14 protein-coding genes are annotated in these 15,730 nt (G+C 56.7%); 1 reads left to right on the forward strand and 13 read right to left on the reverse strand.

Features of this window, described 5'->3' with window-relative positions; genetic code table 11:
- Nucleotides 1-2: 2 nt before the first annotated feature.
- The 4 genes from dmul_RS04025 to dmul_RS04040 all read right to left on the reverse strand — a co-directional run bounded on the left by dmul_RS04025 (nucleotide 3) and on the right by dmul_RS04040 (nucleotide 5,563).
- Nucleotides 3-1,913 carry an FAD-dependent oxidoreductase gene (locus tag dmul_RS04025; protein ID WP_020875440.1) on the reverse strand — a complete coding sequence of 637 codons (1,911 nt, stop codon included), beginning with the start codon at nucleotides 1,911-1,913 and terminating at the stop codon, nucleotides 3-5.
- 495 nt (nucleotides 1,914-2,408) lie between these two features.
- On the reverse strand, nucleotides 2,409-4,094 hold the full coding sequence (locus tag dmul_RS04030; protein ID WP_020875439.1) for a long-chain-fatty-acid--CoA ligase: 1,686 nt from the start codon (nucleotides 4,092-4,094) through the stop codon (nucleotides 2,409-2,411).
- A gap of 43 nt (nucleotides 4,095-4,137) precedes the next feature.
- Nucleotides 4,138-4,491: a hypothetical protein gene (locus tag dmul_RS04035; RefSeq protein ID WP_020875438.1), complete on the reverse strand. Its 354-nt coding sequence runs from the start codon at nucleotides 4,489-4,491 to the stop codon at nucleotides 4,138-4,140.
- Between the two features lie 94 nt (nucleotides 4,492-4,585).
- Nucleotides 4,586-5,563 (reverse strand): alpha/beta hydrolase, encoded by a 978-nt coding sequence (locus tag dmul_RS04040; protein ID WP_020875437.1) that lies wholly within the window; start codon nucleotides 5,561-5,563, stop codon nucleotides 4,586-4,588.
- Between dmul_RS04040 and dmul_RS04045 the strand changes: the two genes are divergently transcribed.
- Nucleotides 5,553-5,825 (forward strand): hypothetical protein, encoded by a 273-nt coding sequence (locus dmul_RS04045; RefSeq protein WP_040414145.1) that lies wholly within the window; start codon nucleotides 5,553-5,555, stop codon nucleotides 5,823-5,825. The two genes, dmul_RS04040 and dmul_RS04045, sit on opposite strands and share 11 nt — an antisense overlap.
- Before the next feature lie 241 nt (nucleotides 5,826-6,066).
- On the opposite strand, the gene dmul_RS04050 is transcribed toward dmul_RS04045, so the two are convergent.
- The 9 genes from dmul_RS04050 to dmul_RS04095 all read right to left on the reverse strand — a co-directional run bounded on the left by dmul_RS04050 (nucleotide 6,067) and on the right by dmul_RS04095 (nucleotide 15,719).
- Nucleotides 6,067-6,723, reverse strand: coding sequence for a potassium channel family protein (locus tag dmul_RS04050; protein ID WP_020875436.1), 657 nt, complete (start codon nucleotides 6,721-6,723; stop codon nucleotides 6,067-6,069).
- 37 nt (nucleotides 6,724-6,760) lie between these two features.
- Entirely contained in the window at nucleotides 6,761-8,242 is a 1,482-nt protein-coding gene (locus tag dmul_RS04055) for a TrkH family potassium uptake protein (protein WP_327078311.1), read from the reverse strand.
- Between the two features lie 69 nt (nucleotides 8,243-8,311).
- Nucleotides 8,312-9,871, reverse strand: a complete 1,560-nt coding sequence (locus tag dmul_RS04065; RefSeq protein WP_200809304.1) for a TrkH family potassium uptake protein — start codon at nucleotides 9,869-9,871, stop codon at nucleotides 8,312-8,314.
- Nucleotides 9,871-10,533 carry a potassium channel family protein gene (locus dmul_RS04070; RefSeq protein WP_020875432.1) on the reverse strand — a complete coding sequence of 221 codons (663 nt, stop codon included), beginning with the start codon at nucleotides 10,531-10,533 and terminating at the stop codon, nucleotides 9,871-9,873. The genes dmul_RS04065 and dmul_RS04070 overlap by 1 nt, the downstream gene beginning before the upstream one ends.
- On the reverse strand, nucleotides 10,530-10,970 hold the full coding sequence (locus dmul_RS04075) for a potassium channel family protein (protein ID WP_020875431.1): 441 nt from the start codon (nucleotides 10,968-10,970) through the stop codon (nucleotides 10,530-10,532). The genes dmul_RS04070 and dmul_RS04075 overlap by 4 nt, the downstream gene beginning before the upstream one ends.
- On the reverse strand, nucleotides 10,960-11,685 hold the full coding sequence (locus dmul_RS04080) for a sigma-54-dependent transcriptional regulator (protein ID WP_020875430.1): 726 nt from the start codon (nucleotides 11,683-11,685) through the stop codon (nucleotides 10,960-10,962). The genes dmul_RS04075 and dmul_RS04080 overlap by 11 nt, the downstream gene beginning before the upstream one ends.
- A 9-nt stretch (nucleotides 11,686-11,694) precedes the next feature.
- On the reverse strand, nucleotides 11,695-13,527 hold the full coding sequence (locus dmul_RS04085) for a sensor histidine kinase (protein WP_020875429.1): 1,833 nt from the start codon (nucleotides 13,525-13,527) through the stop codon (nucleotides 11,695-11,697).
- A gap of 196 nt (nucleotides 13,528-13,723) precedes the next feature.
- Nucleotides 13,724-15,061: a sigma-54-dependent transcriptional regulator gene (locus tag dmul_RS04090; RefSeq protein WP_020875428.1), complete on the reverse strand. Its 1,338-nt coding sequence runs from the start codon at nucleotides 15,059-15,061 to the stop codon at nucleotides 13,724-13,726.
- A 1-nt stretch (nucleotide 15,062) separates the two neighbouring features.
- Nucleotides 15,063-15,719, reverse strand: coding sequence for a potassium channel family protein (locus tag dmul_RS04095; RefSeq protein WP_020875427.1), 657 nt, complete (start codon nucleotides 15,717-15,719; stop codon nucleotides 15,063-15,065).
- Nucleotides 15,720-15,730 lie beyond the last annotated feature (11 nt).

Here is a 15,730-nt window from a genome sequence, read left to right on the forward strand (position 1 = left end):
TCCTAATATTTCAAAGCGGTTGCATAACCGGCGTGAACCGCGGCATAGATGTCCATCACCTCGGCCGCATCGCCGATGGTTTCCACTGTCGGCACTGCCCTGCGAATCTCGTCGTCCGGTCCTGAAGCCGGATGCATGCCGGAAGCGAGGATTATGGTTTGAAAAGGTTTCAGGACCATCGCTTTGTCGTCTTGAACCACATCGACGCCCTCGGCGGAAAAATGCTTGACGGTGGTATGGGGCATGAGGTTCACGTTGGGAAGCTTTTCCAACCGCATCAACATCAGCTTCCTGGTGATCATCTCCATCATGGATCCGATAGGATCGGTACGTTTGGTGGCAACTACCTCGAAGCCGGCCATACCGAGTTTTTCCGCGATTTCAAGGCCGGTACGGCCGGCACCGATGACCAGTACCCGCGGACCATTGACAGTCTTGCGGCCGGCAAAATATTCCAGGGACGTCATCCAGTCCTGATTTTCGAGGCCGTCGATCGCAGGAATGTTCTGAACCGCGCCGGTGGCCCACACCAGCAGGTCCGGGGAGAGTTTCTTCACCATCCCGGGATCTACCGCCTGTCCGGTCAAAACGTTTTCCGCATGGATCCTGACCTTGTATTTCAGGTTGTCGAGCCCGTCCTGCATGGTCTTTTTACCCGGAGCCTGCCAAGCCAGGTTGAATTGTCCGCCCAGGTGATCTTCTTTTTCAGCGAGGGTCACGGTATGCCCCCGGCGCGCCAGGTAAAACGCCGCACTGATCCCGGCCGGCCCTCCGCCGGCCACCAGGACATTGAGCGGCTTGTCGGTTTGGCCCAGCGGGGGGTTTCCGATCTCCGGATTGAGGTTGCAACCGATGGGTTCCCCGTTTCGGACCCGGTGCAGACATCCCTGCAGACAGTACCCGCAGGCGGCGACATCTTGAAAATTCCCCCGGGCCCACTTTTCGATCATCTGCGGATCGGCGATCAGCGGGCGACCCAAGGCGATCAGATCGACCTGTCCGGACTCCCGCAACGCCTTGACCCTATCCGGACGACCCATGCGGCCGGCGGCGATGATCGGCAAATCGGTCTGCGACCGCACCCATGCCAAAGCGTCGTTCTGGGGTTTTTCCGGGAGGCTCGAATGCTGGAAGTACCAGGGCGGGCTGAAGCAGGAGGCGCCCATGCCGACGTGCACGGCAATGAACCCTGACGATTCGGCGAGTTTCAACACCGGGGCCAGATCGTCTGGGGAAATTCCGAACTCCGGGGACATCTCGCTGCCGGAGATTCTCAAAATCAGGGGCATTCGGGGTGCGCCCTCCTTGACCGCGGCAAATACCCTTTCGGCAAAAGAAAGGCGGTTGGTGCCGTAGCTGTCGGTACGGCGGTTGATCTTGGCGTTGAGAAACTGGGAAACGAGATATCCGTGGCCGGCCTGAATCTCGATCAGGTCGAAGCCGGCGGCTTCCGCGCGCCGGGCTGCCCGGTTGTACCCGTCGATGATGGTCTCGATCTGCGCTTCGATGAGCGCTTCCGCCGACTGACCGGTGGTCGGGCAGGTGACCGCAGATGGCGCCAGGGGCAGAGTGCCGCTGGCCTTGGGGTTGGCCGCGGCGCCGCCGTGGTTCAGGTGCAGACAGGCCAAACGGTCTTCCCGGTGAATCACCCTGGTGATTTTTTCCAGTTCCGCCACACTGTTGTCCAGGTGGACACAGAGCTGCTTGGGATGTTCCCGACCGTCTGTCGTTACGGCTACCGGTTCAAGGATCACGATAGCCGGTCCGTTGTGGGCAATCTGCCCATAGAAGGTGATCTGGCGATCGGTGACTTTGCCTTCGGGTGTCCCACAGGCGGTTTTTATGGGAGGAAAAACGAAACGGTTCGCCAAGGTCAAGGTGCCGAGATCCATCGGTTTGAACATAGCTCGCATGGTTTGCCTCCATGAGGTGGGTAGTGACGTTTTACGATGAAACAGGATGGGTTCTGATCAATATTTATGAGATAATGCACAATTTATGCCGATGCGGATCACCATGTTTCGTGTACGGATGCGAGTTATGTTCAAAGATTTATGATGAGTGTTCAATATATTGAAATCATTTATCTTAAGTCTTTTTCGGAATCCGTCGGGCATCCTTCTCGCCGGGTGTGAATACGTTACCAGTGATGATTTGTTAACGATATGTAACGTTACGTTTTCTCAGGTAACGGTCCTCGGCGCCCGTTATGCCGGACCTTCATCGTCATGTTTTTACCGATCCGTCAGAGGAATATAGACCGTACTGGAGCAACTGGATTCATGTCTCAATTTCCTTTCCGACGCGGATATCCACATATGTATCCCCCAGCGTCCGACGAAACGGGTCCAAGCTCCCATGCGAGCTGTCGCGGGACGAAAGGGCCGCGATTTTCGGCGACACCTTTGTCACTGCTTATCGTCGCTCAATTTTCGACGCAGGATTTTTCCGATCGGCGTTTTTGGGAGGGTCTCCCGGAATTCAACATGACGCGGTACCTTGTAATGGGTGAGCTGGGTCTTGCAGTACTGAATCACCGCCTCCCTGGTGAGGTTCGGATCCTTCTTCAAAATGACCGCTTTCACCGTTTCGCCGGATTTTTCGTCGGGTACGCCCACCACTCCGCATTCCAGCACCCCCGGATGCATCGCAATCACATTCTCGATCTCGCTGGGATATACGGAGAAGCCGGACACCAGAATGACGTCCTTCTTACGGTCGGTGATGGTGAGGCGGCCGTCGGCGCTCAGGTAGCCGATGTCGCCGGTCTTCAACCAGCCGTCCTGGATCGTCGTGGCGGTCTCTTCGGGCTTCTCCCAGTACCCTTTCATCACCTGTGGGCCGCGGACGCAGATCTCGCCGGTATGGTTCTCGATCTCGCCTTCACCTGTCCATACCGGCAGCGCGTTGAAGCTATCGTCGCGGATGGACACGTCGGTGGAAGGGAAGGGGAGGCCGACGCTGCCGTTCCAGGGCGTTCCCAGCAGATTGGCGGAGACGCCGGGAGACGCCTCGGTGAGGCCGTAGGCTTCGGTGATGCCGGATCCGGTCACCTGTTGCCAGCGCTCGGCCACTGACTTTTGCACTGCTGCGCCGCCGCCGACCACCACCTTCACGGCGGAAAAATCGATCCGATCGAATCCCGGGGTATTCAAAAGCCCGTTGAACAGCGTATTGACGCCGCTCATGATGCTGAACTTCCACCGTCCAAGCTCCTTGACAAAGGCCGGCAGGTCGCGCGGGTTGGTGATGAGCACGATCAGGCTGCCCCACTTCATGAAGGAGAGCGTCGCGGTCAGACAGAAAATGTGATACATCGGCAGCGGCGTAATGGCAATTTCGGTGCCCTCCTTGAAGCTCAGTGAGACCCAAGCGCCCGTCTGCTCCAGGTTGGCCAGGATGTTTCGGTGGGTCAGCACCGCGCCCTTCGGGACGCCGGTGGTGCCGCCGGTGTACTGAAGGAACGCGGTCTCCTCGCGTGTTATCTCGATCGGCTTGAGCGGGCGTGCCGCACCGCGGTCAAGGGCCGATCGAAACGTGACAGCGCCGTCGATGCGCCAGGCGGGTACCATTTTCCTGATCTTTTTGATGATCAGATTGACAATCCAGCGTTTCGGGATCGGCAGGAGATCGCCGATCTGGGTGGTAATCACATGCTCGATCGGCGTTCCCTCGATCACCTGCTGCAGGGTGTTGGCAAAATTTTCAAGAATGACGATGGCTTTGGCCCCCGCATCCTTCAGTTGAAACACCAACTCGCGCGGCGTGTAGAGGGGATTGACGGTAACGACGGTCATCCCGGCACGCAGGATACCGAACAGCGCTACCGGGTATTGCAGCAGATTCGGCGCCATGACGGCGACACGGTCGCCTTTGCCTAAATTCGGCAGCCCCTGCAAAAAGGCTGCAAAATCGCGTGACAGTTCATCCAACGTGCCATAGCTGATGGTGTACCCAAGGTTGTGATAGGCCGGTTTGTCGGCAAACCTGGTGGTAATCTTTTCCATCATATCCGGGATCGATCCGAAAAGATCAGGGTCAATCTCGGCGGGAATGCCGACGGGATAATGCTCGATCCAGATTTTATTTGTCATGATCTCCTCCTGTTGCTGCTTATCGGAGCAGGTTGGACCGCGATTACCGCCGCGTTTCGGTTGCAGAACGCGGAATTTGCTCAATGCCGTTGTGATGACATTTCCTGATGTGAGGCGTCATATCAATGGGACGGCCGTCTATGAGAATACCTGGCGGACATTCGCCTTTATCTGCCAGAACGATCCGGGCATCGCTCTTTCCCGCCAGGTCTTTATGGCCGGCTCGCAGAGAGGGAAAATCAAAGCAGGTAAGGGCGTTCTGCAGCAGCGCCAGTTTTGTCTCTGACGCCGAATCCCCTTTTTTGCTGTGAAAATATTCGGAAAGAAGCTGATTATAGGACCGTTTTATGGCGGTTTCAATGCAGTGTCTTCTAAGATCGATCTCTATTTCCAACATGAATCATCTCGTCGCTTTCTATCGATTTCAACAGCTCGATTGTTCACGGATCTTTCTGAATTCCGTATGGTTTTATTACGATATTCACCCGAATTTACGGTAGCCTGATAATCGTTGTCCTTCTGAATTCGTCTTCGGGGAAAACGCGTCCGGAGAGCAGCGCCGAAAAGATGTGCTCAAACACAAGGCCTGCGTTTCCCTTGGTTTCTCCGGATCGGAAGTATGAATGCCCTTTGGGATAGTCGTAGATATTGTTGACGTCGTCGCAGTCGACCGCATAGACGTTTTTGGGGGTGAGATCCATATCTTCAGGTCCCGTGTGACCCAGGCGTCGGGAAGCCACCCTGTTTTTGAGGTTGGATGCCTTGCTGGCCCGAAGCGCCAGGTCGTCGGATGCAAAATAGACCACGACATTTCGTGACGCATGGCAAATCAATTCACCGCGCTCCCCGATATGCAGGGATTCGTTCACGATGTCTGCCGCCACCAGGAAAATGTTTCGAAAAATGAGGGGGACGCCGTCGGCCAGATCATACTTGTTCCAGACGGCCAGGGTCTCTCGAAGCACCCGATTTCCCATGGAATGCGCCAGGATATTCATTCGTTTGAGGCAGGGATCCGATTGGGGGTTGTATTTTTCGGAATTTCGCCAGGCAATAAACTTTTCGAGCACCCTCGCAAAGGAAAAAGCGCTTTGATCCGCGGACTTCTGGTCATCCCAGTAATCCTGGACAATGCCGAGGTCGTTGTCGCAGGGCCAGATGATCGGTACCACCAGCACCTCCTTTTTCTTCTGGGCATCGCAAAGCGCCTGGAGCTCCAGAGCCGCGTCAAAAACATCCTCCGGCAGATTCGAAAAGCCGTGGATGTAAATCAGGAGCTGGCGATAGCTTGAATCCTTGAGGCGTTCCAGAAATGCGATACTGCCCACCTCCTGGTATTTTTCACTGTCCGTTCGTTCGCAGAAAAAAACCGAGTTGCTGGGAGCGTTGTTGTTGAGATCGAAATCAAACTTCCGATCGATGCGGGTCCGAATACTTTGACGTGGAAACCGATTGGTGATGAATAACATTTTCGCCTCCCTATGGTATGATGATTTTGCCCAAAAAACTTTTGCCGAGCGTACGGGTTACATGGAAAATCGTGCACCAGGGGGCAGCGCCGGCGTTACCCATCGCCGCGTCAGCGGAAAATCAAGAAGGGAGACAGGATGGTTTCAGGTCAAAAGACGGGTCGGCGCGCGATGGCCTGTCGTCTGGATTCCGGGCGAAAGCGAATTAAATAGAACCGTTTTCCCCTTTCTCTTTATAGTAAGAAAAAAAAATATTCTGTAAACAGGTAAAAAAACCTGTATGGAAAACATTTCCAATCGGCTGAAACTGCATCCGGAATCCCTGTCGTCATTTTTTGATGTTTCTATTTTCCGCAAATGGGTTGATGCGTCGGCCCATCTCGATCTCCCCGTTTTCAGAGAAGAGGCTCAACTTTCGACTTCCATAGGCCGGTGACCTCTTTCCGGCCGGCATCATGAAAGTCGAAAGTTGAGGAAGGAGATTGAAGCGCGTCCTGATATCGCTACTTCAGGGCTTTGATCCGGCTGATGTCCTCTGATTTCCCAAGCATAATGAGGATGTCGCTGTCCTTGATCAGAAAGCCGGGGGGCGGCACCAGGATGAAGTTCTCAGGGACGAGTTCCTTGATGGCAATGATGTGAACATTGTATTTCGCTCTCAGATTAAGATCCCTCAGGCTTTTACCGATGAATTCCCTCGGAGGCCCCACCTGGACAAGGTCATACTCGTCCGAGAGGGGGATGAAGTCCAACACGTTCGGCCTGCATAGACCCCTTGAGACGCGAAGGGCCATGTCCCGCTCCGGATGAATGATCTGGGTGGCGCCCACGCGTTTGAGGATCTTGCCGTGATCGTCGTCGATCGCCTTGGCCAGAATCTTCCTGACGCCGATCTCCTGCAGGTAGAGACATATCAGAATACTGTTGCTGATGCGGGTTCCGGTAGACACGATCACCGCGTCCATCTCCTCCAGGCCGAGCGACTTGAGTGCCTCCTTGTCCGTGGCGTCCATTACGATGGCCTCCGTGGCATAGGGATCGACGGCCTGAACCCTGGCCTTGTCCGTATCGATGGCGGCCACCTCGTTGCCGTCCTCGAACAATGCTTTTGCCGCATGAAAACCGAAGTTCCCAAGACCGATCACTGCAAATCGTTTCATTTTTTTCTCCGTTGATTCATCTGATCCGTCTGACGCGCTATCCGATCATCAGGTTTTCTTCGGCGTACTCGACACCGTTGGTGGTGCCGGTCCCGACGATGATATAGGCAAACGTGAGCACGCCCACCCGGCCGATAATCATCATCAAAATGATCCAGCCCTTGCCCCAATCGGTGAGCTGGGGTGTTACACCCATGGACAGCCCCACCGTTCCGAACGCCGATACCGTTTCAAAAAGGTAGGCCAGAAAAGGGTCCCTTGTTCCGGTCACTGCATGACCGGTCGTCGAGTCGCCCACGAGCAGCATGAACAAAACCAGACCGATGATGCCGATGGAAATGAGAATCAGCGACATGCTCCGGGTCAGGGTTTCGTTGGGGACGCTTTTTTTGAAAAGATTGACCCGTCGCTGTTTTCGGATACGGGAGAGCGTGAAGACCGTCAGAAGGGCCAGGGTCGTGGTCTTGACGCCGCCGCCGCAGGATCCCGGTGAGGCTCCGAAAAACATGAGAAAGATCATCATGGCGAGAGTGGCGTCCTTGAGGGCTGCGATATCCACCGTATTGAACCCGGCGGTTCGGCAGGTGACGGACTGAAACAGGGGGGTCAGGACGCGATGGCTGATGGATTGTTCACCCCTTGGGGGCAGTTGTTCCAGAACGGCAAACATCAGGGCTCCGGAGACGATCAGGATAAAGCTGGTGAGCAGGACCGTCTTGGTTTGAACCGAAAGGCGGCATCGTTTCCGGCGGTGAAATTTCACCCGGCACTGCAGGTCGTAGAGCACCGGAAAACCGATACCGCCGATCACGATCAGGCTGCAAACGGTTCCATTGAGCAGGAGATTATCACTGTAACGCATCATGCTGTCGGGGAACAGCGCAAAGCCGGCATTGCAGAACGCTGAAACCGAGTGAAAGACGGCGGTATAAAGTGCCTGGCAGAACGGCATTTCCCGAATCCAATGGAAGGTCAGCAGTCCGGCGCCGACCAACTCCACGCTGAACGTGAACAGGGTAATGCTTTTCACAACGCTGAAAATGTCCTCGCGGGGCGTGTGGGCGAACAGATCCTGCATGACCATGCGATGTCGGAAGGAAACACCCCGACCGATCCACTGGAAGAGCGTTACGGAGATGGTCATGACGCCAAGGCCGCCCACCTGGATGAGCGCCAGGATAACCCCTTGTCCGAATGCGGTGAAAAAACCGCCGGTATCCACCACTGCCAGACCGGTGACGCAAACCGCCGAGGTGGCCGTGAAAAGGGCGTCGATCCAGGAGAAAACGCCGCTTCTTGTGGAGATGGGCAGCTTGAGCAACAGCATCCCCGCAGTGATGACCAGAATAAAGCCGGCCAGGACCACCACCGCCGGATGGAGTTTGGGCATTCTGTGATTTGCCGTCATGAATCGTGCCTTGGGTTCAGGTAATATTCGCAGGAAAGGTGTTTTTCGGTTTGGCAGACTTCGCCTAACCTGTGGCCGCCAAGGATCATTCGATCCAGGTATGCCCCGCAAACCGTCAGCTCGTGCCGAGACTCGATTTTGTTGTAATGGAGAAAACAGGTGGTATCACACACCAGGAATTTAAGGCTTCGCGGGGGCATCGTGTCGTCTATGTGCTTTAGATCCTGCATCTTGATCAACTTTCCTTGATGATCCCCCCCAATACCGCCGGCCGTCTCTGCCGAGCTTGAGGAGACTGACGATTACCACCATGAATTCGAGCCGTCCGAGAAACATGGCGAGGGTTTCCGCCCAAAGCGCGGCATCGGGCATGTGGGGGGCGGTCACCCCCACCGAGAGTCCGACCGTTCCGATGGCGGAGGCAAATTCGAACGCAGAATCGCCCAGGCCGTAACCGCATGCGCAGAGGATCATGACTCCCAGGACGTATGTTGCCAGATACGCGAAAATCAACACCCCCATATGTCGGATTCCGGCATCGTCCACGAAGACCCGCTGGGTGCCCTCCCATACGGGCAACTCCAGGATTGCGGTCCGCGGCAGGAGATGTCTGTGGATTTCCCAGAAAAAAAGACGCCACATGAGGTAGATCCGAAACTGTTTGATCCCGCCGGCCGTTGAACACGTTCCGCCGCCGATCAGCATCAGCACGATCAGCAGCGCCGTTCCGAAGGCATTCCAATTCCCGTAGCCCACGGTGGAAAAGCCGGTGGTGGTCATTGCTGATACCGCCTCGAACATCGCAACACGTATCGATTTTTCGAGGTGGGGATAGATGGTCCGGCATGTCAGAAAAAAAAGCGCACCTGTCGACAGCGGAAGCAGCACCGCCAGCATCCGGACCTCACCGTTCCGGGTGACGAATCGCCATTTGCCGCGCCACAGAAACCAGGCCGTGACGAAACTCAGGTTGCCGAGCAGCATGAGGGGCAGGCTCACCGCCTCGATCGCCGTTGAATTCCAGTGGCCGATGCTTTCGGGCCGGGTGGAAAAGCCTCCCGTGGATACGGCGGCAAAGGCATGGTTGACCGCGTCGAAAGGCGACATTCCTGCGATCCAATAGGCCAGTGTACCGATGACGGCGTAGCCGGAATAGATGATCAGCACTAAACGCGCCGATCGGCGAACCTGGGGGACGAGCTGATCGCTTCGACCTTCCGCGCTGGAAATTCCGACGCCCGTAGGGCCGACGATGGCCGACATCATGATGACGGCGAGTCCGGCACCGCCGGCAAACTGCATGAGACTTCGCCAGAACAGGATCATGGGGCCTGCCTCGGTCAAATCCACCACGGAGAGCCCGGTGGTGGTCCATCCGCTCACCGACTCGAACACCGCCAGGGAAAACGGAAGGTCCATCACCGACATGAAGGGCCAGGCGGAAAAGAGAATGACGGTCACCCAACTCATGAGGACGATAACGCCGCCTTCCTGAACCGTGAGGGTGGTGTCTGACGCGGATCGGAAGCACCAGCATAATCCGGCGCCCAGCAAAACAAGCAGCCCAGCCGGCATGCCGAATGCCCACGCGTGGACGGCTTCCTCCGGTCGGGCTGCGATCATCAGTAGCGGGGTCGCCGTCATCAGCCCGGTCAGCATCAAAACGGTGCCGACTGCTGACAGAATCCCGGCGTACCGGTGTCTGAGATATTCCCTCTCCCTCAAGATCGTCACCTCCACTATCTTCGTTCACCGGTAAAGGCCTTGAGGACCGGACCATGATTTTCGGGCAAGGTGATCAACACCAGACGGTCGCCGGTCCGCAGATCATTGTCGCCTCGGGGGACGATCGGCTGTTTGTCGCGGATGACGACGGCGACCAGGGCGTTTTCGGGAAGCGTTATCTCCTTCAGACGCTTCCCGGCCGCCGGAGACGTTTCATCGAGCAGAATCTCGGTCACGTTTACCCGGCCCTCGCCCACCGGCAGCAGGTTGGTGATCTGTTCCAGGGATGCACGCTGTTCGATGAGGCTGCCGACGATGTGGGTCGTCGAAAAAGCTGAAACACCCAGTGTTTCGAAAACCTCGGTATTGTCGGGGTCGTTGGCCAGGGCTACCGCTCTCGGGACGCCGAATTTGAGGGCGGCCAGCTGACAGATCACCAGATTGTCCTGGTCGTTGGGCGTGACGGCGAGCACCGCGTCCGCGCCCATGGCGCCGGCTTCCCCGAGAATACCGACATCACTTCCGTCACCCCAGATCACCGTGGCAGGGAGTTGCCGGGCCAGTTGGATGCATTCCTCCTTGTCACGGTTGATGATGATGACTTGGTATCCTTTTGATGTGAGATTTCGACAAATAAAATAGAGCGTTTTGCCGCCGCCGACAATGATGGCCTTCATGATGACTTACCTCTCATTTTTGCGGCGTCATTGGCAATGGCCCGGAGAAATATGTCCGCGGCAACAGACGTCGGACATATGGTATCGATTTCCAACTGGGCGTATACCTCTTCCCTCTTGGGATCGAACACCCGGGCCAGCACTTGAGGAACGCCGAAGATCTTCCGCCCCACCTGGGCGACCATCAGGTTGACGTTGTCTTCACGGGTCGTGGCAATGAGAACGTCCGCTTTTTTCAGCTTGGCTTCCTTGAGCACCGCCATATGGCCGGCATCGCCAATCACACGAAAGCCGCTGAAATCGGGGGACAGGTTTCTGAAGGTCGCCTCATCCTTGTCAATCACCACGACTGAATTGCCGTCGCGACTGAGTCGGTTGGCGAGATAGGAGCCCAATCGACCGCATCCGAGGATCACGACATAGCGGTTATGCGTCATCGCGGTTCTCCTTGGCGTCGCCGTTGGACACTGCGGCATCCGTTTCTTCCGATCCGAGATCGATCTTGCCGAGTTTGGCCCATGAGGTGGCCCGATCCAGGTTCGCATCGGCCGGTTTGAAGGTCGGATCGATATCCAGGGCCGCCCGATAGAATTTCAACGCATTCAGGCGGTCATTACTGACTTCAAACAGTGCGCCGAGAAGGTTGTAGGCCTCGGGCTGGGCCGGGTCTGCGGCGATGGCCTTGCGCGCGGTCTCCCGGGCCAGGGAAAAACGGCGATCCGTGATGTGGCGCTTTGTCAGTTCGATCAGAGCCGGATAATTCATGGCACGTTTTTCATCCAGGCTCTCGCGCGCCAGCACTTGCGTCGCCACCTCACGAATCTCAACCGGGCTGAACGGCTTTTGAATGAAATCCACTGCGCCGAGCTTCATGGCTTCCACGGCGGTCTCGATCGTTCCGTGGGCGGTGATGATGATCACGCGGGTTTTGGGCCAGTGCGCCTCAATGCGTCGCAGAAGGGCCATCCCATCCATTCCCGGCATTTTCAGATCCAGGAACACGAGTCCAAAAGTCTCATGCTGAAGCTTTTTCAGCGCTTCTTCTCCGTTGATGGCCGTCCGGACCGGAATGCTCAATGACTCTAAGGATTGGGACAGGGTCAGACGGATGTTCTTTTCATCATCAACCACCAGAATCGGTTTTTTCTCCATGACGATCTCCTACTGGGCTGCCGGGAGCGTGAAAGTGAAGGTGCAATTCTCGCCTGGAGACGATTCCACCCATATCGCGCCGCCGTGAGCCCGAACGATTTCCTTGCAGATGGCGAGTCCCAGGCCGGATCCGGTCCCCTCCCGCCCTTTTATCTGAACAAATTTTTGAAAAATTCTGGATTGATACTCAGGGGGGATTCCCGGTCCGTTGTCACGTACACTCAAGTGGATGTGTGGACCGATTCTGCAGGCCATGAGTTCGATATGCCCCCCCTTGCCCACATACCGCAGTGCATTGGAAACCAGATTGGTCAGCACCCAGGTAATTTTGTTGGCATCGGCGCGGACGCGGGGCGGATCTCCGGTGACCGCCGATGTGAGGGAGATCGCCTTGATCTCCGCCTGGCTTTTAAACACCGCCTGCACGTGGTCAAAAAGGGTTGAAATGGAAACGTTTTCAAATTCCATTTCGATTCTGCCGGCTTCGATTCTGGACAAGTCGAGCAGGTCGTTGACCAGTGCCTTCATGCGGTAAACTTCCTCGTGGGCCGCCTGGAGGAGTTCGCGGTCCTTTTCGGCAAGTCCATCCGCGGCATGTTCCAGGAGCAGATCCACGCTCATGCCCAGGCTGGTGAGGGGGGTCCGCAGTTCGTGGGAGGCGGCCATAACGAATTCGTCCTTGAGTCGTTCCACCTCCTTGAGACGGGTCACATCCCTCAGCAGGAGCACAACCCCGGACAGATGGTGTTCCGGTCCGCGGATGGCCGTGACGGAAAACAGGTAGTGCAGGGCGTTGTCATCTCTTGTGACCGTGATGATCCGCCGTTCGTCGGGAACCTCGGGGGGGATGTCGGCCGCCACCGTTTTCTGTATCAGATCACACACATTCGGATCCGACAGAATGTCCCTGCAACATAATTCGGCTCGCTCGGCAAACCCTAAATCCAGCATCCGACGTGCGGCGGGATTGATGGCGGTGACCTTGAGCCGGGTGTCGAAGGTGACCAGACCGTCTTCGATGCTGGAGAGGATGGCTTCGCCCTTGTTTTTTTCCGAAATGATCTCGTCGATATTCATTTGATGGTAATGGTCGAGCTGACGGGCCATTCGATTGAACTCTCCGGCCAGTTCTCCCAACTCGTCACGGGTCTCCACAGATACCTGGACGGCATAGTCTCCCGCTGAAATCCGCCGGGAGGCTTCCATGAAATGCCGAATCGGTCTCACGATGCGCTCGGCAAGAAACATGCTGAACATCAAGACCAGGATCAAGGCCGTCGCCGCCACCAGGACCGTCGACCAGATGGCGCGCCGGGCCACCCGCCCCGCCTCCGCGCCGGCGGCATACATGGTCTCCTCATTGAGCCGGCGAAGCCCGATGCAACCCTCCCGGACCTTGGTGAACAGGGGATAGATCGTTTTCTGGTAATCGCCGGTCTGCAAAGTCCGCTCGGCTGTGCCGCCCATGTCGGTCAACAGGGAAAACGCCCGTCGGTAGATCGCGTAATCAGACTCTATGGCCTGGATGAGCTTTGACTCGCCGGGAATCGTGATGTTGTCTTTGGCACGGGCCATCCATTCGAGGAAAATCGCCTCGTTTTCGCGGAACTGAACGATTCCGTTTTCCATATCACCCAGGAATACGAGCAATATGCCGCTGTCCTGTCGCTCTATGGCATCCACCATGTTTTCGGCGGCGAGAATGCTCCTGTAATTTTCGCTCAGGATCGCGTCGGTCGCCTTGCCCAGGGATACCAGGTTTGAAACGGCCCAGGCGATCACAAAACCCATGAGGGCAAAAACGACGCCATATCCGATATAAATTTTCTTTTTGAGTGTCATGGGACGCAATCCTCCATCGAGTCACCATTGGTATAGATGCTTGAAGCAATACCCGTACCAGTTGCAGGGAGTGCATGATTTCGATGGGTTAGCAAAATGTTCAGGAAAGGTCGTCTTGAAATTTGAAAGGCTGGGGTGCAGAGGTCTTGCACAATGCAATACGGACGGTCTCACCTGCGAGACCCTCATCCGCGAATCAGATGCCGTAGACCTTTCTTCTGCGCCAGAGCGTTGCGGGATCGATGCCCAGAACCTCCGAGGCCTCCTGGAGCGAAGCGGTGTTGGCGATGACCCTTCTGATGTGCAGCTCTTCGATGACGGACAGGGGAACCCGGTCCCCGATGGCGGGAGCGCTTGCGGTGGGAACGGTGCCGCCGGGCAGATCCGTCGTGGCGATCCGGTTGCCGGTGCCGAGGATTACCGCCCGCTCGACAGCGTTGCGGAGTTCACGGACATTGCCGGGCCAGTCGTGGCTCACAAGAAATTTCTCGGCATCCCGCGTAAATCCGAGGATGGATTTGAAATTCTCCCGGCAGAGATGGACAAGAAAATCCATAGCCAGCGGCAGAATATCCTCGGGCCTCTCCCGCAGCGGCGGGATCCTCAAAGGGATGACGTTGATTCGGTAGAACAGGTCTTCGCGGAAACGACCCTCGGCCACCCGTTTTTCAAGATCGACGTTGGTGGCGGCGATGATGCGCACATCCGCTTTCCGCGAGGCGGTTTCACCGAGACGTTCGTAGGTTTTTTCCTGAATGAACCGCAGCAGCTTGGCCTGTACCGGCAGGGCCATGTCGCCGATCTCGTCCAGAAGGAGGGTGCCGCCTTCGCAGGCCGCAATGCGTCCCGGATGGTGCCGAATCGCCCCCGTGAAGGCGCCTTTGGCGTGTCCGAACAGCTCGCTTTCAAGAAGATCGGCCGGGACCGCAGGGCAGGCCACCACCGCCATGGGCTTTCCGGTCCTCGGGCTCCAGTGGTGGATGGCCTTGGCAAACACCGACTTGCCCGTGCCGCTCTCCCCCTGAAGCAGGATAATAGCTTCTGAGGCGGCGGCCTTTCTCGCGGTTTCGATAACGCGCTGCATGCCTGCGTTTCTGCTGTGAAGCCGGTCTTCCGGGCCCGGCGGCGGCATGCCTTCCCTGAGCACCGCGATCTCGGTTTCCAGGTTTCGAATTCTGCCGATCCGCTGGGTGATGAACCTGACCTGGTCAGGGGTGAAAGGCTTGACGATGTAATCAGCGGCACCGCGCCGCATGGCATCCACGGCGCTTTCGATGGTGGCGTGGGCCGTAATGACCACGATCTGGGTCCAGGGTGAGTCCGATGCCAGGACGGGAATCAGGTCCATGCCGTTTTCCTCCCCCAGCCTGAGATCCACGAAGGCCAGGTCAAAAGATCGTCTCCGGGCCTCCTCGACGGCGTCTGCGGGATTGCTCACTGCCGTGACGTCATGGCCTTCGGCCGTCAGGCAATAAGAGAGGGTTTTGCGAATATTGGCGTCGTCGTCGACGATGAGGATGCCGAGGGAAATCATGTTAGTGCAGCTCCTTGATCTCCTTCAAATCCTTTTCTCTTCCCAAAATGACGAGGACATCGCTTTCCTTGACCGTGAAATCAGCGTTGGGCACCATGACGAACCGGTCCGATGCCAACTCCTTGACGGCGATGATGTTGATCTCGTAGCGTTTGCGCAGATCCAGCTCCTTGAGCGATTTGCCGATGAAGGAGGAAGGGGGATCGATTTGGACGATGGTATAATCTTCCTCGAGAGGCAGGAATTCAAGGATGTTCGGCGAGGTCAAGCGGAGGGCCAGGCGATAGGCCATATCCATGCCCGGTCGAATGATTTCCGTGGCCCCCAGCTGTTTGAGGATCTCCCCGTGATCATCGTCCTCGGCCTTGATAATAATACGTTTGATCCCCATTCGGCTGAGGTGGAAGCAGATCAGGATGCTGGGCTTGATGTCGGCGCCCGTGCTCACGATGACGGCGTCCATCTCGTCAAGCCCCAACCCCTTGAGTGCCTCGATATCGGTCACGTCCTGGACGATGGCGCTGGTGCAGTGGGGCTCGATGGCCTGAATCCGCTCCTTGCTGAGATCGATGGCGATCACCTCGTTTTTGGCTTCGTAAAGCGCTTTGGCGACATAATAGCCGAAGCTCCCCGTACCGATGACGGCGAATCGTTTCATGCTTACCTCTG

The organism is Desulfococcus multivorans, assembly GCF_001854245.1.
GTDB classification, from domain to species: Bacteria; Desulfobacterota; Desulfobacteria; order Desulfobacterales; family Desulfococcaceae; genus Desulfococcus; species Desulfococcus multivorans.